Source organism: Candidatus Nitrosacidococcus tergens (assembly GCF_902810445.1).
Taxonomy (GTDB): domain Bacteria; phylum Pseudomonadota; class Gammaproteobacteria; order Nitrosococcales; family Nitrosococcaceae; genus Nitrosacidococcus; species Nitrosacidococcus tergens.
In genome coordinates this window covers 1,629,095-1,651,674 of sequence record NZ_LR778175.1, presented here as the reverse complement: position 1 = coordinate 1,651,674, position 22,580 = coordinate 1,629,095, and the positions used below count along the sequence as shown (strand labels likewise).

The window sequence follows — 22,580 nt, the reverse complement described above, 5'->3', positions numbered from 1 at the left end:
TCTAGGTACTCCAATGTCGATTCGATTACAAAATATGCGTTTATAACATGCATTACTAGCATACTATAAACCAGCCCATTTAAATTTAATGCTACTTAATTAAAACTTACTACTCTACCATTTTACAAGGATATAGTTCTAACTGGCAAATCCACATTACCATTTTCTATACTTTTACCCACTTTAAAAAACTCTATTAGTACCTGTTTTAGTAAAGCTAAACTCTTATATTGAAGGGCAGAAAGCCATACTTTATTAATATTTCCTGCTTCATTTCTTTCTATTTTTGGTTTTATATCAGCAATTTGATCAATCTTGTTATAGACTTCAATACGAGGTATATCGTCTGCACCAATTTCAGAGAGTACTTTATTGACTTGATCCACTAAATCCTTTCTATCTTCAGAAGAGTAATCGATAATATGAAGTAGCAGTGCAGATTCTTTAATTTCCTCTAGAGTTGCATAGAAAGCATCAATAAGGCTATGGGGTAAATCACGGATAAATCCAACAGTATCTGCTAATACTAAAGAAGTATTAGCCTCTAGTTGAAATTTTCTTAAAGTAGGATCTAGAGTTGCGAATAATTTATTATCCGCAAAAACTTGTGACTTAGTTAAGCAATTAAATAAAGTGGATTTACCCGCATTTGTATATCCTACTAGAGAAACAGTAACAACTCTTGCTTTATGCCGTGCATATCGACTTTGACTACGTTGTTTGCGCACTCGCTCTAAGCATTTACGTAATTGCTTAATTCGATTACCAATTAAGCGGCGATCTGTCTCTAATTGGGTTTCTCCAGGTCCTCGTAACCCAATACCACCCTTCTGTCGCTCTAAGTGCGTCCATCCTCGTACTAATCGGGTAGATAAATGTTGTAACTGAGCAAGCTCTACTTGCAATTTTCCTTCATAAGATCGTGCTCTTTGAGCAAAAATATGTAGAATAAGCTCAGTTCGATCCAAAACCTCACATTGTAGAAATTTTGCTAAGTTACGCTCTTGGCTTGGCGTTAAATTTTGATTAAAGATAACTAAGTTAGCTTCTTGGGTGCGGGTTTTATGATAGATTTCATCTAATTTTCCGCTACCAATAAAATACTTTGGATGAGGTGTTGCTCTCTTACTGACTAGCACCTCTAATACTTGTATATCTGCAGAGCGGACAAGTGATATAAGTTCTATTTGCTTTTGATCGCCTGTTGTTCTATAAAAAACAACCTCTACTAAAATAGCCCTATAAAAATAGGGCTGATTATTAGTGTACTCCACACTATTACATTAATTGACTATTTATTCATCATCATTAGGTAGTGATTTTTCAGTGTTTTGATCAATATTACCTAGCTCATTAGCAGGTAATTTAACATTACGTGCAGGAACAATCGTTGATATAGCATGCTTATATACCATTTGGCTTACTGTATTTTTTAATAAAATAACAAACTGATCAAAAGATTCAACTTGTCCCTGTAGCTTAATACCATTGACTAAATAAATAGATACAGAAACTCTCTCCTTACGTAAAATATTAAGAAAAGGATCTTGTAGTGATTGCCAGCGCGACATGAGTCTTTCTTTCTCCCCCATAAATTTTTTGTTTTTAACGATAGGTAGAGATTAAGACCTATTAATAGCCTTCTAGTTCTTTGTAAAGAACTATACTTTTACCAACTCGTTAATTATATTAATACCTCTATTACAGTGCCTAAAATATAGGTCTGTAGCCTTATATACTATACCTAAATTATAGTATATGTGTATTACAAATACTTATTTATTTTTTGGTGTAGTTCTTTTGCACAAGTTTCTTCAGATAAAATCTGTAAGCTATCTCTTTCTCGTCTAAGCCAAGTTAGTTGACGCTTTGCCATTTGCCGAGTAGCAATAATTGCCTGATCGGTCATTTCAGAAAGCGAGAGTTTATTTTGCATATAAAACCAAGCTTGACGGTAGCCTACCGCACGTATAGATGCTAGTTTTATATTTAAATCAGCACGTTGAAATAAATTTTTTACTTCCTCTAAGAATCCTTTCTTTAGCATAGCTAAAAATCGCTGTTTAATACGATGATGAAGTAGAGATCTCTCTTTTGGTAAAACTGAAACTCTAATTACATTGTATGGTAGGCTAGGATAGATAGAGTTAATTAATGAACTTAAAGGTTTGCCTGTTAGTCGATAAACTTCTAAAGCTCTTTGGATTCTCTGTGGATCGTTAGGATTAATATGATTAGCAGAGAGGGGATCGATAATTGCTAATCGATCGTGTAAAGCTTTCCATCCTATTATTTCTGCTTCTCTTTCAATTTCAGTCCTAATAGCCAAATCTCTAGCAGGTAGAGAAGAAATTCCGTATTTTAAAGTATGGAAATACAACATAGTTCCCCCCACCAATAAAGGAATACGATTACGTTTAGTGATTGCATTCATTAAATAAAGTGCATCTTCATAAAATTGCCCTGCTGAATAAGATTGGGCGGGATCGAGAATATCAATGAGATGATGAGGGTAAGTTTGACGTATATCTATATTGGGTTTTGCAGTACCAATATCCATTCCTCGGTAAACCTGTGCTGAATCAACACTAATAATCTCACAGGGTAAATACTCACAAAGTGCTAAAGCAAGATCTGTTTTTCCTGATGCTGTAGGCCCCATAAGAAATATAGCAGGGGGGAGATAGGGCACAATGGATTAAACTTTTGAGATTGTAGAAACTGAAACGTCAACTTTAACGCTTCATGGAATCAAAGAATGATGCATTTGTCTTAGTTTCTTTTAATTTATTTAGTAAGAATTCCATGGCTTCAGCCTCATCCATAGGGGCAAGTAATTTATGCAAAATCCATGTTTTTTGTAGGTTATCTGGTGCGGTAAGCAATTCTTCTCGGCGAGTACCCGATCGGCTAATATTGATTGCAGGATAAATCCTTTTTTCTGCTAACTTTCTTTCAAGATGAATTTCCATATTGCCTGTACCTTTGAATTCTTCATAAATCACATCATCCATACGTGATCCAGTATCAATAAGTGCAGTTGCAATAATAGTTAAACTTCCTCCTTCTTCTAAATTACGTGCAGCCCCGAAAAAGCGTTTAGGTCTTTGCAAAGCATTTGCATCTACTCCACCTGTAAGCACTTTTCCAGAGGATGGAGCCACCGTGTTGTAAGCACGAGCTAATCGAGTAATTGAATCTAAGAGGATTACTACATCTCGCTTATGCTCTACAAGGCGTTTTGCTTTTTCAATTACCATTTCAGAGACTTGCACATGACGGCTTGCAGGTTCGTCGAAAGTACTGGAAATTACTTCACCTTTTACAGAACGCATCACTTCAGTAACTTCTTCTGGACGCTCATCAATAAGTAAGACAATGATATAACACTCTGGGTGATTTGCTGCAATGGACTGAGCAATGTTTTGCAGCATGACTGTTTTACCAGATTTAGGTGCAGAAACAATTAATCCCCGTTGTCCCTTACCAATAGGTGCAATTAAATCGATTACTCTAGGGGTAAGATCTTCTGTACTACCGTTACCTCTTTCTAGTATTAATCGCTCATTAGCGAAGAGAGGAGTTAGATTCTCAAATAAAATTTTATCTTGAGATTGCTCTGGTGGAGCAAAATCAATGTCATTGATTTTCAGTAGGGCAAAATAACGTTCTCCCTCTTTTGGAGGTCGTATCTTTCCCTCAATAGTGTGACCAGTGCGAAGCCCAAATCGCCTAATTTGGCTTGGGGAAACATAAATATCATCAGGCCCTGCAAGATAGGAAGAACTTGATGAACGTAAAAATCCAAACCCATCTTGAAGAAGCTCTAACACACCACTGCCGTAAATATCATCTCCATTTTTAGCATGGGCTTTAAGCAAAGCGAAAATAAGATCTTGGCGGCGTAACCTAGACATACCCTCTAACCCCATAGATTGGGCAATTCCTAATATTTCAGGGGTACTTTTTGTTTTAAGCTCAGTTAGATTCATGGGAATTATTTAGATTTTTAAAAATTGTTTAAGAAAATATGAATAAATAGGTAACAAATATATAAGTAATAAATTGCACCATTGGCAATTCTAGGTTATGCTTTTAGGTTTAAGTGCGATCATCATATTGGGAGAGGTGGCCGAGCGGTCGAAGGCGCACGCCTGGAAAGTGTGTATACGCTAACACGTATCGAGGGTTCGAACCCCTCCCTCTCCGCCATACAGGTTACTAAGGTTTGTTAGCACCATCTCTAATCCTCAATTTAATTATAGTTTATTATTAAATAATAAAAATGTAAAAATAATATATCTTTTAATTGGTAGATGCCTTAATTCTAATAAAGATATATTATCGATCTGTATAAGATCCTAAGGAAATCTATTATTTTTAGCTAGGTATAGGTAGGATATTTATAGGAATTTACTTAAATCACGTAGCTATGCTGACTAGCAGATTAAAGCAAATTTCAGCTGTAACTTATCTATGTGGTACCTTAAACAGAGATATTGGAGATTCTAATAGTAAAACTTCTACTTAAATATAGAGTTAGCTATTATTTATATATATATGCAATTGCAAATTCTGATAAATCTGTAGAAACCTTTAAATTCTATCCTTTGATAACACTAGCCATTATAGCTATATAGATAGTTTTGTAAATAAGTAATATCTACTATCTATTTTCTTGTTCTAACGTATTATAGAGTAAGCAGAAAATGAATTCTAAGAAAATAAATAGCTCTGATCTGCAGCATTTACCCAGAAGTGAAAAGGAAGTTTTACTTTCATTCCGTTTAGGGGATTTAATCCTTTATCGTAAAAAGCTTTTACTATTGACTTATCACTATCATTCTTCTTGGATTATTTTTCATAAAAATGGGTTTACCCTCAATGAAGTTATTACATTGGTTAAAAGTGATGGTAATCGTCCATCTCTATTACGATCTTTACCTGTTCAGCAAATATCGACTAAGCTAACTAAAATCTCAAACTATCTTATATATACTGCAGATAGCTATCAGCGCTGTTTTGTAGATTTAAAACTCGGTGCAGATAAATACATAAATCATTTCTCAAATAAAACTCGCTCTACTCTTCGGCGTAAAGAGCGGAAATTTGCCGATGCTTGTGGGGGGCAAATAAATTGGCGTGAGTATCGTACTGTAGCAGAATTAACCGAGTTCTATCCTATTGCACGAACTATTTCTAAAAAGACTTATCAAGAAAATTTATTTGATGCCGGACTACCTGAGGATAAACAATTTTATGACACCATGCTAAAAGATGGTGCACAAGGTGCTGCTCTTGGTTATATTATTTTTGATGATAAAAATAATCCACTTGCTTATCTTTATTGCCCTATTATTGATGGGGTAGTTCTATATCAATATCTAGGATATATTAATAATCACCCACTTAACTCTTTCTCTCCAGGCACTGTATTATTATGGCTTGTACTGTTACACCTTCAAGAACAGAGTCATTATCAGTGGTTTGATTTTACAGAAGGAGGAGGGGATAAATCAACAGGGCAAAAAGCTAGATTTGCAACCCATCAAATAAACTGCGCTAACCTTTGGGTTATGGAAAAAACACTTGCGAATCAATTACTATTTTTTACCCATCGATTGATTGATAATCTATCTAAACTCATCGGAGATACGCTAGAGAAAATAGGAGTAAAACAGAAAATAAAACAATGGATTCGGCAAAAATCTATCAAATCTGATTAGTAATATCTTGTAATTTTAGTTGATCAATAGCATTAATACGCCGGCAATATAATTGCTCCCCAATTGCTTTTCCTTTAAATCCATCCGCTATAATTTGTTGTATATTTACTTTTACCGCTGCCTGATAAGCAGGTTTTAATATTTGTGTATTACAGCAATAATTATTTTTTTGCTTTTCATATATAGTTTTACAAACTAATAGAAATTTCTCAAACCGATCTGAACGGCGAAAGGCGTCTAAATTCTGTAGCAAGATAAGTAGCTCTTTAGCAGATAAACGCTGGGATTGGTTAAGCTGAGGGTAATAACGAGCGACTAAAACCGCAAACTCTTGATAGATGTTCGGAATTCGCAACCGATTACAAAAGGTAGAAATAAGTAGCTCCTCTCGATTAGCAGCTGATTTAGCATACAAATTACTTTTACCAAAAGCGTGCACTAAAAGCCCAAATTGGATTTGGGTATCTAAAGCTAAAATAGCAGCAGCTTTTAAAAGAGATAGAGTGTATTCTCCCATATTATCTTCTGTACTTGTATTCCTCTCAATAGGGATATGAAATAGAGACTCAATTTCTGGAAATATTTTCGCCAAAGCATCGCACGCCCTTAAAGTTTTAAAAAAGTTTTGAGGGTATTTTTCTTGAAGAGCTCGTTCAAGTTCTTTCCAAACTCGTTCAGGGGTCAGGTGATCTACTTCTCTATTGGTTACCATTTGCCTCATAAGATCTAAAGTTTCAGAAGCAATAGAAAAATTAAATCGAGCAGCAAATCGTGCAATACGCAAAATCCGTACCGGATCTTCAACAAACGCTAAAGATATATGACGTAATATTTTATTTTTTAAATCTCTTTGTCCACCGAAAGGATCAATTAATGTGCCATTTTCATCTTGAGCAATAGCATTAATGGTTAAATCACGGCGTTGTAAATCTTCTTCTAAAGTAATTTCAGGAGAAGCATAAACTTGAAACCCTTTATAGCCAGGCTTTGTTTTACGCTCAGTACGAGCTAGAGCATATTCTTCTTTAGTCTCTGGGTGGAGAAATACAGGAAAATCCTTTCCTACAGAGGTAAATCCTTGAGCTATAAGCTCTTCAGAAGTAGTACCAACTATTACGTAATCACGCTCCTTTATAGGATACCCAAGTAGCTTATCCCGTATTGCACCACCTACTAGATAAATTTTCAAAAATTTATTTATGATTAACCACGTTGTGCTCGCTGACGAAATCTAAAGTAATTCTCTCTTTGATCGTTGCGTATCAAATATTTAGGAACTATTGCCTCAACTAGAGTAGGGGTAATTTCTAATTCAGCTAGCCTATTTTGATGGCAAACGCTAGGTACCTGCAGAGTAGCATAATTATCCTTAGAAAAGAGTTTTTTAGGGAATCGCTCTAAAATTGCTGCTTGCTTTAAACTCCACGCATCGGAAAGAGGAATAATTTTTCTTTTTATACCCATAACTTGAGCAGTATACTCTACAAGTTGCTGTAAGGTATAAGTGTTAGGACCACATAATTCGTAGGGTGATTCTAGAGCTGGTTTTTCTGTAAGTACAAAATAAATGGCTTGTATTACATCTCCAACATAGATAGGAGAAAAAGTGGCATTAGGGCAAGCTAGAGGAAAAACGAAGGGAATATAAGTCAATAGGGAGGCAAATTGGTTAAAAAAATAATCACCAGGGCCAAAGATCACTGAGGGGCGAAAAATAGCTACTTGTAATCCTTGTCTGGCTAAATGTTGAAGTTGAGCTTCCCCTTCACCTTTACTCCGCAAGTAATAACTTGCTCCTTTATTGCTATCTGCATTCAGGGCACTCATATGGAATAAGCGTTTAATCCCAGAGTCAAGGCACGCTTGGCCAATCTTTTCTGGCAAAGTGACATGTACATGATTATATCCGTAACCTGACTGCAAACCATCGTTTAAAATACCTGCAAGGTTAATCACAGTGTGACAATCATAAAATTGATTACTTAGAGCCGAAATATCATATACATCTATTTCTCTAAGTTGTACGCCAGGTAGTAGAAGCATATTTCGGTGACGTTGCCAATGTCGAGTTAAAATACGAACTTTATAGCCCTGCTCTACCAAGTAGGAAGTGAGATGATAACCGACAAACCCTGTACCTCCTACAATACAGATAGTATTATTATTCATTTAAGTTATTACTCTCCAAACTATTTTACGGATGTTTCTCAATATAAGTAGTAAGACACTATTTTAAGGAACTTTTTGAAATTTTCACTAAGTATAACGAATCCTAAGTTTGTTATTAACTTAACTGTAGCATCTAGGAAAATAAAAGATATTGGATCAAAAAAATTTATTAACTGCATCTCATCTTTCTATCTCTGCTGCAATTGCTGAAACTAAAAAATATTTTACCCATTTAGAGTGCGGCTATTGGGAAGCTGAAAGATTAGTTAGCTGGGTATTACAGACGAATCATAGTTATCTCCACACTTGGCCCAATCAGTTACTTACTTCAACACAACAAAAGCTTCTATTGCAGGCGATACAGCGACGCTTATCCCATGAACCTCTAGCTTATATCCTAGAAGAGCAAGGGTTCTGGGCTTTCACTTTGAAAGTAAACCGAGCTACCCTCATCCCACGTCCAGAAACAGAGCTTTTAGTAAGCCTTGCACTGGAAAAAGTATCTAACAGATTGTTAAAAATTGCTGATTTAGGCACAGGAAGTGGGGCAATTGCCTTAGCAATTGCTAGCGAATGCCCGCAAACACAAATTATTGCTACAGACATTTCGGTGTCAGCGCTAAAAATAGCGCAAATAAATAAAGAAAATTTGAAATTAAGCAATATTACTTTTAGACAAGGAGATTGGTTCAACCCTCTTCAGGGAGAAATATTTGAAGTGATTGTTAGCAATCCTCCTTATATTGATAAAGAAGATCCACATCTGATTCAAGATGGATTGTGGTATGAGCCCTATCAAGCTTTAGTAGCAGATAATAAAGGACTAGAAATAATTTACCATATTGCAGATAAGGCAAGAGAATATCTCGCTTCAGAAGGATGGTTACTTATTGAACATGGTTACAATCAAGGTATAGAGTTAGTAAAACTTTTTATAGAATTAGGTTACCGGCAAGTAGTAGATTTTCTGGACTTAGCAGGACAACCTAGAGTCATTGTCGGACAGTGGCATCCATGAACCATCAGAGGATGACTATCCTATGAAGACATAGGATAAATTTAGAAAAATATGAATGATCAGCAGTTACTTCGCTATAGTCGGCATATTCTACTGCCTCAAATTGATATTGAAGGCCAAGAAAGGCTGTTAAAATCAAAAGTCTTATTGGTGGGTGTAGGTGGTTTAGGATCGCCCATTGCTTTATATCTTGCTGGATCTGGTATTGGGAAAATTATTTTAGTTGATCCGGATCAAGTAGAGCTCTCTAATTTACAGCGGCAAATTATTCATAACACCCAAACTATTGGAACAAATAAAGTAGATTCAGCAAAAAATCGTATGCTAGCACTTAACCCTGAGATACAGATAGAAGCAATTCCAGCTTATTTTACAGATAAAGAGCATAAAAGAATTGTTGATCAGGTGGATATTGTTATTGATGGAAGCGATAATTTTGCAACCCGATTTGATTTAAATGCTTCTTGTGCACATTTAGGTAAACCATTTATATCCGGATCAGCCATTCGTACTCAAGGGCAAGTGGCTATTTTTGACAATCGCCAGCAAGATAGTGCTTGCTATCACTGTTTATATAACGAGATCGCTCAAGAGGAAGAAGAAACCTGTACTCAAAGTGGTGTATTTAGCCCTTTATTAGGTATTATTGGTAGTATTCAAGCAGCAGAAGCACTTAGGCTATTACTTAATTTAGGAAGAAAACAATATAATCGGCTACTTCTTGTTGATGCTGTGAATATGGGCTGGCAAGAAATGACTATTGCTAAAGATCCAAAATGTCCGATCTGTAGTTAAGACTGTTTTATCATTTATACTTTATGGAAAGGATTATAATTCCTAGAACTATTGCTAACCAGCTACTAGCTCAAGCACAAGCCAGTTCTCAACAAGAGATTTGTGGATTAATTAGTGCTTTAGATGGTATACCTACTCGATGCCATCCAGTTGAGAATATTGCTTCTTATCCTGATACCCAATTTTTGCTAAATCCAGAAACTCAGATTAGAGTTATGAATCAGATTCGGGAGCAAGGAGAGTCTTTATTTGGTATTTATCACTCTCATCCTCACTCTCCACCGATTCCATCTAAAAGCGATACTATTCAAGCAGCTTATCCTGAAGCATTTTATTTTATTATTTCCTTGAATATCAAAGGTGTACTTGAAATGCGATGTTTTAAATTTCAACAAGGAGCTTATAGAGAATTGGAGTTAGAGCTATGAGAAAAATTCTTTATCTAAAAGGATAGCTTAACTCTCATCATCTTGTTTTGGGGTAAGTACACACCATTTTACTCCATGACCCTCTAATGCACTTACTTTAATATGAATACCCCTATAAATTACGGTATCATTGATGATAGGTTCACGACCCAATAAATGAAGTACAAGCCCACCTAAGGTGTCCACCTCTTCATGATCAAGAGCTTCATCATCTAACCCTAAAGCTTCACTTACCTTATCAAGTCGCCAAATGCCAGGAATAAGCAAACTATCTTGAGAATAAGGAATAGCCTCGTCTTCTTCTTTCTCAATATCTCCTACAATTTCTTCACAAAGATCCTCAATAGTAACAAGCCCTGAAGTGCCCCCGTATTCATCAATAATCACTACCATATGGGTATGAGCACGACGCATAGCAGCTAAAATACTATCTACAGTAGCTGTCTCTGGGATAAAGGATAAAGGATGAATATTTTGCCGTTCAATAACAGTATTAGTACATAGTAAATGAAGTACATCTTTAATATGAATAAAACCAAGAATTTGATCTAAGGCTTCCTCATATACTGGATAACGAGTATGTTGAGATTGATGAACAATAGCTGCTAATTCCTCTACAGTAGCATCAAGAGGGATTCCAGTAATATGTACCCTAGGAGTCATTACTTCTTGGGCAGTAAATTCACCAAGCTCAAGTAGTTCATGCACTATCTGTCCTGCTTCTTCGTTTATAGTGCCACTTTTCTGACTCTCCTCTACAATAAGTTGAATTTCCTCAGGTGTATAGTAGTGACTATTTGCAAGATGACGATTAACACCTATCCTCTTTAAAATTAGACTACCTAGCCTATTGAGTATAACCACAAGGGGATAGAAGATAAATTGAGCTGTTCTCATTGGTCGAATAATCCAAAGTGCAATTGCCTCTGAATTAATCAGGGTAAGTGTTTTAGGGATAATTTCCCCTAAAACGATATGGAAATAAGTAAGAATAGCAATTGCTAGAGCACTTGCAACGGTATGGGGTGTTATCCAGTAAAAGACATCAAAGTGCTCAAACCATATAATAAGACCATGAGCAATTTTATGCTCGCCATACATACCTAACCCTAAACTTGCTAAGGTTATTCCTAATTGGGCAGTCGCAAAATAATAATCTTGTTGAATAGGGTCTTTGAGTATATTTTGTATTTGTAAGGCATGGGGGTTATTTGCTGCAGACTGATTCTCTATTGCTGCTCGTGGCACACTAATAATTGCAAATTCAGCAGCTACAAAAAGCCCATTTAGGAGAATAAGAAATAGGATACTAAGAATTGAAATAAACAAATGAATTTAATTATAAAATTATGTTTTTTTCTTTTCTGATAGGGGTAACACTTTAACTAAAATAGATTGAATGACAGGTCCTTCTAGCGCTTCAATTTCAACTTCAACCCCTTCAACTATAATACGTTCATTAGGCTTAGGAATTCTCTCTAGAATAGAAATGATATGACCAGCGACTGTATTGGCTTGGCTGCTACTCCAAGAGATACCTACCCAAAGCATCATCTCTTCTATACCCAGTGTACCAGGTAGGCGTATCCATCCATTTGGAAGATATTCTGGTTGCGTGTATTTCTCTTTAGATTTTCTCCTCGTTCCTTTAGTTAAGGTAATCAAGATATCATCCAGGGTGACTAACCCTTGCATAACCCCATATTCGTCTATCACAATAAGTTTACGCACACTTTGCTGACGCATAATCGTTAGTAGTCGATCGCCAGTAATTTTATCAAGCACATTGACAGCTGGTCTCATTACCCTATGCACTGTAGGTAATTCTTGATGAGCTATGTAGTGGGCAGCAATATCTTTAATATAGATAAGGCCGATCACATTATCTGATTCGCTGCTATGGACAGGTAAACTAGAAAATGGAGATTGCGTAACAAGCTGACACAGCTGATCTGGAGGGGTTTGCTCATCTATGGTAGCCACGAAACGCCGGTGAATCATTAATTGTTTTGCAGTCTTCTGGCTTAAAGAAAGAGCTTGATGTAACCTTTGTTGTTCATGGAGTTTAAATAGACCAGCCTCTCTACTTTCTGTAATCAGTAGATCAATCTCTTTAGAAGAATGAATATGCTGCTGCCGTAAATACTTAAGCCCCAAAAATCTAAGTAGTATCACCCCGCTATTATTGAGTAGTGTGATAAAAGCCCCATAAGTCTTTAATGACCAGCGCATAGGTATGTAAGTGTAAAGTGCAAGCTGCACAGGATACTGTAATGCAAGGGATTTGGGTAATAACTCTCCAACTACTACCTGTAACCCAGTTAAAAGAATGAGAATGGTAATTGCCGATACCGATTGGGCAACTAATGGATCAATACTAAATTTTATAAGTAAATCAGTAAAATCCCTGCCTACGGTTGCTTGACTATAAGCACCTAGAATAAGGCTGGATAAGGTAATACCTACTTGGCTAGCAGCAATATAACGATCGAGATATTCAGGATTATTAACAACAGGCAATAGCTCTTTTGCCAGCTGCGTTCCTTTTTCTGCAAGGTGTATAATTTGACTACGACGAACCCCTACGATAGCAAATTCGGCTGCAACATAAAGTGCATTAATAGTAATAAGCAAGAAAAAAATGACAAAAACAGTCAAATTCATCTAGTAATCTATTTATTACCCCTACGATATATAGGTATAAAACCTTACCATAAATTATTAATGTGCTATATATAGTTTTATACGCTTTTTATCACAAAATAAGCAACTAGATTAATTTAGAATATAAAACTCATTTATTTATAAAAAGATATTTCTCTACAAAAATATTTATTTTTCTGGAAAAAAACATACATGGTGCTCTCTTTTCTTTTTCAAAGTATAAAAAAAACTTTTTTTATCTTTATTTTTAGTTTTTGTATATTCATTACTATTGTTTATGGTGAGGATTATCCTAATCCCCCATCACCTACTTTAGATCAGCTCAACACACTTAACACTGAGCAAATGAAAGAGTATCAAAAACTACAATTAAAAATATATGCGGTTGAAATGCAGCTTGATAAGATTCGAGAAAATGCAATTACGATAAATCCCCAACTAAAAAAAGAAATGGATCAATACCAAGCACTTGTGTTAGAAACCATGGCTAAACAAGGTCACGATCCTCAGCCTATTCTCGCAAGAATCAGAGCGATTCAAGACGCTTTACAAGATCCAGAATTGGAAGAAGAAAAACGAATTGATCTCACTCGTGAATATGAAAAGAAAAATATTGAGCTTCAAAAAATAAGTCAAGAAGCGATGAAAGATGAACAAGTAAGAAAAGATGCTGATAACCTTTCTACAGAAACAATTACTGCCATGCGTAAGCAAGACCCTATAACTGAAGAACTATTACAACAAATGAAACAGGCAAGCGAATCATTAAGCTCATTTATGGCGAAGGTAAAATTAAACAACCAGAAAAAATAATATTAATACTCAATACCTATTACAATATAAAATCACACAAAGGTAATGATTATCAGTTTCTCAAAAACAATTTATATTTTTCTTTTACTAAGTAGTATTTTAATTATTACTAGCTGTGCAAGACCAAGACCCGTCTTATATCCCAATGATCATTTTAATGAGGTAGGAGCAAAACAGTCTCTACAAGATATTCAAAAATGTCGTGAAATGGCAGAAACTGCAGGTGCAAATTCTAGCACTAAAAGTAATGCTGTTAGGACGGTAGAAAATTCAGTAGCTAATGCAGGAATGGGAGCAGTTTCAGGCGTAGTCGGAGGAGCGATTATAGGAGATGCACTAAAAGGTGCTACGGTAGGTGCAGCCAGTGGAGCAGCCTATGGATTAATGCGAGAATTTATTAATGGTACGGGAAGACAAGTAACCAATTCCACTTATATTAACTTTGTCAATCGCTGCTTAAAAGAAGCAGGCTACGATGTAGAAGGGTGGGAATAATTTTTATTTATTCCCATTTTCTTTGCCACGAAATTTTAATTTGATTAAAGACATTAAGTATTTTTGGGGCAATTCCTAATGCTACCGCATCCACCAAACAATACCAAGCAGCAACACCACTTGGTGGATTTCCCTGAGAAAGTTGAAAAATTGGCTCACTGGCTACCCAACGCCAAGTGCCATAGGATACACCGATTAGTTCTAGCCAAGTCGTTACAAAAAACGCACCTAGATACACTTTAGGAGATCGGCCAGAGTAAACCGAAAATATAAAAATAGCGAATAGCATAGCGCCTAGCGCATCTCTTTGAGATGCTCCAGTAAAACCCCAAATAGACCAAGCGATTCCTGCAGTAAATACAAAAATTTTAACTTTATTAAAATGCTGATCAAAAAACTTTGAGCGAGCAAAAGCAACTGCGGTTAAATAAACAAACCCATGGCCTGGAGGTACATAAGCAGGTACATTATGAAATCGGTAAATATACCCTTGCATATACACAGAAGCAAAATGCTCTCCTACAGTTGCAAAGGCTACCGCTACTAATACCTGAGTGCGAACCAGCGGGCTTTCCCAATATAAAGCAACTAATAAGCAAGTCCAAGCAAACATCCCAATCCGATTTTGTAGCTCTAAAGTAGAATCAGAGTCTAAATATAAAGTTGCAGCGATGGAAATGAATGTAAATGCTGCAATAATGTAATTATGAAGATCCTTTTTAGTTTCAGTATTATTTTTCATAACGTACAAAGGTAAGTCATATTGCTATGGTGGGTATTATACAGACCATACTAAAAACCTAAATGCCGTTTGGCTTAATAATTTTTTGCTTCAAAGTAGATAAATCAGTTTATGTATCTAAAGAAATTTTTTCTACTCTATTTAAGTAGTATTATTCCCTTAGTGACAGTAGCTACACAAGATTCACCAATATCTGATAATGGTAACTTAATTGACTGGACAGTAAGTGTAAAACAAAAAACCAGTACAATATCCGCATTTAAACCACAAACCTTACACTTTCAAACCTGCCAGCTTCCAGGGGCTTTTGAGCCAGAGACGTTTATCCAGCAAGTATTGCCCCCTGAAGCAAAGCAGCAATGTAAAATTACTGATCGAAGTAAGCCTAAAAAAACAGTGACTTTTAAATTTGCCTGCGAAGGAGTGATTCCCAAAGGAGCCATTACTGGCAGCGGAAAATTTAAATCCGTAAATGGAAAAGAGTATACGGGAACAATACAAGCTGAAGTGAAAATCAATAAATATTTTTCATTACATGTAGATGCAGATCATGCAGGTAAGCAAGTGGATACTTGCTATTATGCACCTTGAAGGCCAAAAATTTATGATAAATGCTATTGCTATAAAAAAGTCGATAGAATGGGGAGAAAACACCCAGTTTACAATTTTTTAGAACTACATATGTGAAGTAAGGTGCGAGAATGTAGCAGCTAATGCTTTAAGCTATTTTCTTATATGCTTATATTCCGAAGCTCAGGCCAAGAAGCCGCCCTTAGAAAAAATCAAGGAGAATATAGCCAATCTAAAATAAGAAAAAAAGATTGATGTATAACCCAACCTTATCACTCTTTAGAAATAGCTTAAATATACCCAATACCCAAGGCATTAAATACGCTGGTTCAAAGCTAAAGCTTATTTCCTATCTCCTGCCCTTAATTAATCAATTAAGCATTAAAACCGTATTTGATGGATTTTCTGGAACTACTCGTGTTTCCCAAGCCTTTGCGAAAACTGGGTTTAAAGTAATTAGTAATGATATTTCAGAGTGGTCTTATATTTTTGGTACGTGTTATTTAAAAAATAAAAAAAAGCTATCTGAATACCAAGAACTGATTGATTATTTAAACCCTATAAAAGGGTATGATGGCTGGTTTACTCAACATTATGGGGGTTATGATTTTACAGGAAAGGCGATACAGCCAGATGGTAGCAAAAAACCTTGGCAGATACATAACACAAGAAAGCTCGATGGGATTAGAGATGAAATAGATAGATTGAGCCTATCTGAAGTAGATAGAGCAGTGGTATTAACTAGTCTTATCCTTGCTATGGATGAAGTAGATAATACCCTAGGGCATTTCTCTTCTTATTTGAAAGAGTGGTCTCCTCGATCCTATAAAACAATGAACTTAAAAGTACCAAAGATATTTGAAAATACTCAAGATCACACTGTTTTAAAAGGAGATATTTTTGAAGCGATCAAAAACATTAAAGTAGACTTTGCTTATTTAGATCCCCCTTATGGTTCTAACAATGAGAAAATGCCTCCTTCAAGAGTACGTTATGCTGCTTATTATCATATTTGGTCTACTATTTGTAAAAATGATAAGCCTGAGCTATTTGGTAAAGCGTTAAGAAGAAAAGATAGTTCAGATACTACCGCAGGTTCTATTTTTGAAGAGTTTCGTAAAGATAAACAGGGCAATTTTATTGCGGTAAAAGCCATTGAAGATTTGATACAAGGTATTGATGCCAAATATATTGCCTTATCTTATAGCTCTGGAGGAAAAGCAACGGCTGAAGAGTTAAATTCCATCTTAAATCGCCATGGCAGTTTAATAAAAATACTGAAAATAGACTATAAAAAGAATGTGATGGCAAATATGCGATGGTCAAACAAATGGATACCAGAAGCAGAAAAACCTAATCAAGAATTTATTTTTTTAATTGAAAAATGAAGTTGAATCTAATCTAGAGAGTTTACTTAAATTCTCCATTACCACTTCTCTCGGAGTAATTGCAAGTTGCATTAAAGTGAGTATTTATAGTTTAGATTCAAGGCTTAGGCTTTGATATTCCATTAATAGCAATTATTACCTATTAACAAATCTGGACTACCCTGAAAGATCTTTAATTACTCGTCAAAGAATTTCAGCTTAATTAACTCAACCAAAAAATTACTACAGTAGTTCCATGTTACTCAACTTAATGAAACTAAAATTCAAGTTTCATTACCATTCAAGTTTGCCTGTTTTCTTGTCTATTTTAGCTACTGCTGTAGTATTGGGTTCATAAAATTCATAGCCAAAGTGTTTCTCAATCAATACGTCACAAACAAATTGGTGCTCTAATTTATAGTCCACAGCTTTTGGAGTTAAAGCAACTACTGGCTCACCTTTAGCTTGAACTGATGAATACAACAATCCATCAGTCTTATCCTTATCTCCTATGAAGATGGAACTAAGATGCGATGTGACCTGATACAACGCATCACTTCCTTCACGAGACAAAATATCGTTAAAGAATCGATCAGTTAGCTCATAGGCTAATAACAGTTTAGGATCAAATTTTTGAGCCATATACTTTTTAGCTTCTTTGCAATAATTAAAGCTATTTTCGCTCAAGTAATATGGTTTTTCATCCTGCCTAACTAGATCCCATATTCCAATAATCCGTAAGTTTAAGTCACTTCCAGTTTTTTGATGAGAGCGAAGTACATTAAGGCGATCGAGCTCTTTAGCAGCAACTTCAGATAACACAACCCTCAATGCAGTATCATCTTTTTTAACAATTAAGGATGCGTAGAACAACGCTTGACCTGCTTTGTTTAATCTGCCAGCTTTAGGAAAAGAGTCAGTCGGTTGATTGATATACGACAAATCATTAACCCTATAAAATTTTTGCTCTCTATCAATTTGCCCTTCACAAAGGCGAGCTCTTAAAAACTTTAACTCCTGCATTGGATAATTGAGGGTAATCGTTAAACAGCCAGCTAAATAACCAATTTTTGTTTTAATTTCATGAGCAGTAAGCTTACAAGTGCCATTTATATGTTCATTTAATTGTCGAATATATACAGAAGAGTAGCGTAAACTAGTAATACCACACTCTGCTGCCGCTTTATCATCAATAAGTTTAACGAGATCTGGTGCTAACACCTTATGTTACTCAGCAACTACCAGCACAACACTATTAGAAATACTCTCTAATATTTATCAGGGCTAAAAAGGAATATCATCATCTGGATCTTCCATGGAATGAGGGAATGGATTTGTTTTATGTTTTTCTGAAGAAGGCCCTGAGGGATCGCTCCAAGGTCCGTTATGATGAAAATTATCTGTTGGACTAGATTGGCTATAATTATCTCCATAAGAAGATTCGCTACTACTGCCCACTCGATCCAGCATCTGTAAATCTCCTGCGATAATTTCAGTGGTGTAACGATCTTGTCCATCTTGACCTTGCCATTTTCGAGTTTGGAGTCGTCCTTCAATATAGACTTTCATTCCTTTTTTTAAATATTGACCGGCAATTTCTCCTAGACGATTAAAGCAGACCACCCGATGCCATTCCGTACGCTCTTGTGTTTCTCCGGTATTTTTATCTTTCCAGCCTTCTGAAGTTGCAAGAGTAAGGTTGGCTATCGCTGCCCCATTTGGGGTATAGCGTACTTCTGGATCTCGACCTAAATTACCAATTAAGATGACTTTGTTAATTCCTCTTGCCATATTGATATACTCTCTATTTTTTTTAAATTAAAGTTATGCAGATTATGAGATAACAGGATGAATACTATCTAGTGCCGCCTGATCTAAATGCTCATCGTCGATTTTCAGATAAGCTACTCCTTCATCAGGAACTACAACTGCATCATCTACCCCGGCAATTTCTGAAAGACGTTTTGCTAAGGCATCGGCTTCATTCGGATTGAGATTACCTACAGATAGAATATGGCTTCTCAAGTGTTTAGGTGGAATCATGGTAAAGGCAAAATAAAGCCAAAGTAGTACAACAATAGCACCAAAAATAAAAGCACCTGTAAAACTAAACTGACCGTATACAGTACCGCCACTCCAACCCCCAATAAAAGCACCTAAAAATTGACAGGTAGAGTATACCCCCATGGCAGTACCTTTACTTCCTGCCGGGCTTCTTTTAGAGACCAATGAAGGAAGGGTAGCTTCAAGTAAGTTAAAAGCGCTGAAAAATAGCCAAAGAGCCACTATTGTTAAGGCTAAAGAAGTATGGAAAAACACCCAAATCAGCTCTGCAATCCCAAGGGTGATGACTGCCCCTACAAATACTTCTTTCATTCGGCGTTTTTTTTCTGCCAAAATGATAAAAGGTACCATGGTTAAGATAGAAAGAATGAGAATTGGTAAGTAAACATAACCATGACTTGCTGAAGCCAGTCCACTTTCATCTCGCAGACTAATAGGCAGTACCACAAAGGTAGCCGTGAGTAGCACATGGAGCATAAAAATGCCCAAAGCTAGACGCATGATTTGCCCATCTTTTAAAATTCGTAAAAACTGCTTAGGAGCAGGCTCCACATCTGAGTGATGGCGAGGGGCAGTGACTTTAGGTACGCCAAAATTAAGTACACCAATTGCAAGAATTGCTAAAATTGCTGTCATCCAAAATAAGCCTGGCACCCCAATCCAACGGTTGAGCACAGGCCCAACCCCAAGGGCAAAGGCAAATGCCACGCCGATAGATAGGCCAATCATAGCCATAGCTTTAGTGCGTTGTTCTTCCCGAGTTAAATCAGCGACTAATGCCATAATGGCAGCAGCAATAGCACCGCTTCCTTGTAAAGCACGACCAATAATTACCCCGGTAATAGTCGTTGCCATAGCTGCTACTGCGCTACCAATTGCAAATAGAATTAATCCACCAGTAATCACTGGTTTTCGACCAATTCTGTCGGATAATAAGCCAAAGGGGATTTGTAATATAGCTTGGGTAATACCATAGGCACCTAGTGCTAGCCCGATCAAAGAAGGAGTAGCACCTTCGAGATCATGAGCATAGAGGGAGAATACAGGTAGGATAAGGAATAACCCTAACATCCGCAGGGCATAAATTCCGATTAAAGAGAATAGGCCACGACGCTCAACAGGGGTCATTCCAAGGGTGAAGTGTTTTTCTTTATTTTGACTCATATTTCCTCAGGGTAATTGTGATTAACTGATGTGCAAGAAAGATATATTTTATCAAGATGTTTTAAGTATAAATTAAAAAAATGACGGATTATATTTCAATTCGAGGCGTTCGCACTCATAACTTAAAGGGAATTAATTTAGATTTACCTCGCAATAAATTAATTGTAATTACTGGACCTTCTGGATCTGGAAAATCATCTCTAGCATTTAATACTCTTCATGCTGAAGGGCAACGTCGATATATGGAATCTTTATCTGCCTATGCGCGCCAATTTTTGCCCATGATGATACCTCCAGAAGTAGATCATATCGAAGGACTCTCTCCTACCATTGCGATTGGTCAAAGAGGATCTAGTTATAATCCTCGATCTACTGTAGGCACCATCACTGAAATTTATGATTATTTACGGCTTCTCTATGCCAGAGTAGGAACGCCACATTGTCCAGATCATGGTGTTATTCCGCAGGCTAAAACTATTTCTCAGATAACTGAGGAAATACTCAAACTTTCTATAGGGGCAACTTATATGATTCTTGCCCCTATTACGAGTAAGGTAAAAAATGGAGGTAGAAGAATACTGGAATATTTAGCTCAGCAAGGATTTCTTCGAATTCGAATAGATGGACAGGTACATGAATTAGAGCAACAATTAGATTTTGATTGCGCTCAAACAAAAACTATAGAAGTAGTGGTGGATCGATTTAAAATCCGCCCAGAAATTAGATTACGATTGGCTGAATCTTTAGAAAGTGCTTTAAAGCTATCTGGAGGAATGATAAGTGTAGCGGCAATGAATAATTCCTTAGAAGAGATAAAAATATTTTCTACTCGATTTTCCTGCTTAATCTGCGATTATTCCCTAACAGAACTAACACCTCATTTATTTTCTTTTAACCATCCTAAAGGAATCTGTCTCCAATGCAGCGGATTAGGATTAATAAAAGAAAGTGAGATATGTCCTCAATGTTTAGGGGAATGTTTAAACCAACAGGGAAGAAATGTATTTATTAATGAGTATAGTTTACCTATGCTTACTGCCGTGCCCCTAGTAGAGCTAAATAAATTCTTTTCTCAACTTAAATTTACGGGGCAAAAAAAATTAATTAGCGATAAGGTAATTAGAGAAATTCAAGCTCGCCTTAATTTTTTGATTAATATGAGATTAGGCTATCTAAGCTTAAATCGAAGAGCAGATACCCTATCTGGGGGAGAATTTCAAAGAACCCACCTAGCTAACCAATTAGGAGCTGGGTTATCTGGAGTGATTTACATTCTTGATGAACCTTCCATTGGGTTACACCAACGAGATAATGAACGATTACTTACTGATCTAAGCTATATTCGGGATTTAGGAAATACCGTAGTAGTCATTGAACATGATAAAGATACAATGGCATCGGCTGATTATATTGTGGATATAGGACCGGGTGCTGGTATTCATGGAGGAGAAATTATTGCTCAAGGCACCGTAGCTGAGATTATAGCCAATCCCAACTCTTTAACAGGAAGGTATCTAGCAGGGATCTTAAATATTCCTATCCCTTCTCAGAGAGTAAAACCAAATCCAAACCAAATTCTTTCTTTATATGGTGCTAGGGGAAATAATTTGCAAAATATTAATGTAGATTTTCCCTTAGGGCTAATGATTTGTGTGACAGGAGTTTCTGGTTCCGGTAAATCAACTCTGGTTAACGATACCTTATTTCCTATCATAGCTCAAAAATTACACCGTGCCACAATAAAACCTGCTCCTTATGAGAGTATTAAGGGAATATCCCATATAGATAAAGTCATTAATATAGATCAATCACTAATTGGGCGTACCCCACGATCTAATCCGGCGAGTTATACCGATATATTCTCAACCATTCGACAATTATTTGCTGGAACCCATGAAGCCAGATCTCGAGGCTATAATTCAAATCGTTTCAGCTTTAATGTGAAAGGAGGGCGATGTGAACCATGTCAAGGAAATGGTTTAATTAAAGTGGAAATGAATTTCTTGCCGGATATATATGTACCCTGTGATGTCTGCCAAGGAAAGCAATATAATGCTGAAACTTTAGAGATCCTCTACAAAGGGAAAACTATCTATGAAATATTAGAAATGACAGTTGAAGAAGCACACGATTTTTTTCATGCTATTCCAGCGCTTACTCGAAAATTACAAACATTGATAGAGGTAGGACTTAGCTATATTAAGCTTGGACAAAATGGAGTTACCCTTTCTGGAGGTGAGGCACAACGAATAAAATTAGCTAAAGAATTAGCAAAGCGTGATACAGGTCGGACTTTATATATACTTGATGAACCTACTACTGGGCTACACTTCCATGATGTTGCTCAATTGCTGAAAATTTTGTTAGAGATTCGAGATAGGGGTAATACACTGATAATTATAGAGCATCATCTGGATGTAATTAAAACAGCTGATTGGCTCATTGATTTAGGGCCAGAAGAAGGAAAAATTATTAGCGTAGGTACTCCTGAAGAGATTGCAAAGAATAAAAATTCTTATACAGGTCATTATTTAGCTCAAGCACTTTTAAATTGAAAACAAGATA

Annotated in this window: 21 protein-coding genes and 1 tRNA gene; 10 read left to right on the top strand and 12 right to left on the bottom strand. The window is 36.2% G+C overall.

The features are described from left to right. Positions 1–122: 122 nt before the first annotated feature. The 4 genes from hflX to rho form a co-directional block, all read right to left on the bottom strand. Positions 123–1,274, bottom strand: a complete 1,152-nt coding sequence (gene hflX, locus NSCAC_RS07980; protein ID WP_197744279.1) for a GTPase HflX — start codon at positions 1,272–1,274, stop codon at positions 123–125. 21 nt (positions 1,275–1,295) lie between these two features. Continuing rightward, on the bottom strand, positions 1,296–1,571 hold the full coding sequence (gene hfq / locus NSCAC_RS07975) for an RNA chaperone Hfq (protein WP_197745359.1): 276 nt from the start codon (positions 1,569–1,571) through the stop codon (positions 1,296–1,298). 194 nt (positions 1,572–1,765) lie between these two features. Then, entirely contained in the window at positions 1,766–2,662 is an 897-nt protein-coding gene (gene miaA / locus NSCAC_RS07970) for a tRNA (adenosine(37)-N6)-dimethylallyltransferase MiaA (protein ID WP_408609574.1), read from the bottom strand. A gap of 73 nt (positions 2,663–2,735) precedes the next feature. Beyond that, positions 2,736–3,992, bottom strand: a complete 1,257-nt coding sequence (rho, locus tag NSCAC_RS07965) for a transcription termination factor Rho (RefSeq protein ID WP_197744277.1) — start codon at positions 3,990–3,992, stop codon at positions 2,736–2,738. A 130-nt stretch (positions 3,993–4,122) separates the two neighbouring features. Here rho and NSCAC_RS07960 point away from each other — a divergent pair. After that, positions 4,123–4,212: transfer RNA gene (locus NSCAC_RS07960), tRNA-Ser, on the top strand. A 497-nt stretch (positions 4,213–4,709) separates the two neighbouring features. Beyond that, complete coding sequence (locus tag NSCAC_RS07955) at positions 4,710–5,726, top strand: GNAT family N-acetyltransferase (RefSeq protein WP_197744276.1); 1,017 nt, start codon at positions 4,710–4,712, stop codon at positions 5,724–5,726. Here NSCAC_RS07955 and NSCAC_RS07950 read toward each other — a convergent pair. Together NSCAC_RS07950 and NSCAC_RS07945 are read right to left on the bottom strand one after the other, a co-directional pair. Then, positions 5,713–6,915: a multifunctional CCA addition/repair protein gene (locus NSCAC_RS07950; protein WP_197744275.1), complete on the bottom strand. Its 1,203-nt coding sequence runs from the start codon at positions 6,913–6,915 to the stop codon at positions 5,713–5,715. The two genes, NSCAC_RS07955 and NSCAC_RS07950, sit on opposite strands and share 14 nt — an antisense overlap. 14 nt (positions 6,916–6,929) lie before the next feature. After that, positions 6,930–7,895 carry a complex I NDUFA9 subunit family protein gene (locus tag NSCAC_RS07945; protein ID WP_197744274.1) on the bottom strand — a complete coding sequence of 322 codons (966 nt, stop codon included), beginning with the start codon at positions 7,893–7,895 and terminating at the stop codon, positions 6,930–6,932. Positions 7,896–8,046: 151 nt separating this feature from the next. Between NSCAC_RS07945 and prmC the strand changes: the two genes are divergently transcribed. From prmC to NSCAC_RS07930, 3 genes are read left to right on the top strand one after another with little or no spacing between them, the layout of a single operon-like run. Further along, complete coding sequence (gene prmC / locus NSCAC_RS07940) at positions 8,047–8,913, top strand: peptide chain release factor N(5)-glutamine methyltransferase (protein ID WP_197744273.1); 867 nt, start codon at positions 8,047–8,049, stop codon at positions 8,911–8,913. A 51-nt stretch (positions 8,914–8,964) separates the two neighbouring features. Then, positions 8,965–9,708, top strand: coding sequence for a HesA/MoeB/ThiF family protein (locus NSCAC_RS07935; protein ID WP_197744272.1), 744 nt, complete (start codon positions 8,965–8,967; stop codon positions 9,706–9,708). 23 nt (positions 9,709–9,731) lie between these two features. After that, positions 9,732–10,136 (top strand): M67 family metallopeptidase, encoded by a 405-nt coding sequence (locus NSCAC_RS07930; RefSeq protein ID WP_197744271.1) that lies wholly within the window; start codon positions 9,732–9,734, stop codon positions 10,134–10,136. Between the two features lie 27 nt (positions 10,137–10,163). Here NSCAC_RS07930 and NSCAC_RS07925 read toward each other — a convergent pair whose 3' ends face one another. Together NSCAC_RS07925 and NSCAC_RS07920 are read right to left on the bottom strand one after the other, a co-directional pair. Continuing rightward, positions 10,164–11,465 (bottom strand): hemolysin family protein, encoded by a 1,302-nt coding sequence (locus NSCAC_RS07925; protein WP_232085921.1) that lies wholly within the window; start codon positions 11,463–11,465, stop codon positions 10,164–10,166. An 18-nt stretch (positions 11,466–11,483) separates the two neighbouring features. Then, positions 11,484–12,800 (bottom strand): hemolysin family protein, encoded by a 1,317-nt coding sequence (locus NSCAC_RS07920; RefSeq protein ID WP_197744270.1) that lies wholly within the window; start codon positions 12,798–12,800, stop codon positions 11,484–11,486. Positions 12,801–12,992: 192 nt separating this feature from the next. Between NSCAC_RS07920 and NSCAC_RS07915 the strand changes: the two genes are divergently transcribed. Continuing rightward, the gene (locus tag NSCAC_RS07915; RefSeq protein WP_197744269.1) at positions 12,993–13,613 is read left to right on the top strand and encodes a hypothetical protein; all 621 of its coding nucleotides are present in this window, start codon (positions 12,993–12,995) and stop codon (positions 13,611–13,613) included. Positions 13,614–13,658: 45 nt separating this feature from the next. Next, the gene (locus NSCAC_RS07910; RefSeq protein WP_197744268.1) at positions 13,659–14,108 is read left to right on the top strand and encodes a glycine zipper family protein; all 450 of its coding nucleotides are present in this window, start codon (positions 13,659–13,661) and stop codon (positions 14,106–14,108) included. A gap of 7 nt (positions 14,109–14,115) precedes the next feature. Here NSCAC_RS07910 and NSCAC_RS07905 read toward each other — a convergent pair whose 3' ends face one another. Continuing rightward, positions 14,116–14,850 (bottom strand): hypothetical protein, encoded by a 735-nt coding sequence (locus NSCAC_RS07905; RefSeq protein ID WP_197744267.1) that lies wholly within the window; start codon positions 14,848–14,850, stop codon positions 14,116–14,118. Positions 14,851–14,961: 111 nt separating this feature from the next. On the opposite strand from NSCAC_RS07905, the gene NSCAC_RS07900 reads away from it, so the two are divergent. Next, on the top strand, positions 14,962–15,441 hold the full coding sequence (locus NSCAC_RS07900; RefSeq protein ID WP_197744266.1) for a DUF3617 domain-containing protein: 480 nt from the start codon (positions 14,962–14,964) through the stop codon (positions 15,439–15,441). 233 nt (positions 15,442–15,674) lie between these two features. Further along, positions 15,675–16,808: a DNA adenine methylase gene (locus NSCAC_RS07895; protein ID WP_197744265.1), complete on the top strand. Its 1,134-nt coding sequence runs from the start codon at positions 15,675–15,677 to the stop codon at positions 16,806–16,808. 273 nt (positions 16,809–17,081) lie between these two features. On the opposite strand, the gene NSCAC_RS07890 is transcribed toward NSCAC_RS07895, so the two are convergent. The 3 genes from NSCAC_RS07890 to NSCAC_RS07880 form a co-directional block, all read right to left on the bottom strand. Further along, positions 17,082–18,008, bottom strand: coding sequence for a hypothetical protein (locus NSCAC_RS07890; protein WP_197744264.1), 927 nt, complete (start codon positions 18,006–18,008; stop codon positions 17,082–17,084). Between the two features lie 63 nt (positions 18,009–18,071). Continuing rightward, positions 18,072–18,578, bottom strand: coding sequence for a single-stranded DNA-binding protein (ssb, locus tag NSCAC_RS07885; protein ID WP_197744263.1), 507 nt, complete (start codon positions 18,576–18,578; stop codon positions 18,072–18,074). 42 nt (positions 18,579–18,620) lie between these two features. Continuing rightward, the gene (locus NSCAC_RS07880) at positions 18,621–20,015 is read right to left on the bottom strand and encodes an MFS transporter (RefSeq protein WP_197744262.1); all 1,395 of its coding nucleotides are present in this window, start codon (positions 20,013–20,015) and stop codon (positions 18,621–18,623) included. 80 nt (positions 20,016–20,095) lie between these two features. On the opposite strand from NSCAC_RS07880, the gene uvrA reads away from it, so the two are divergent. Continuing rightward, positions 20,096–22,570: an excinuclease ABC subunit UvrA gene (uvrA, locus tag NSCAC_RS07875; RefSeq protein WP_197744261.1), complete on the top strand. Its 2,475-nt coding sequence runs from the start codon at positions 20,096–20,098 to the stop codon at positions 22,568–22,570. Positions 22,571–22,580 lie beyond the last annotated feature (10 nt).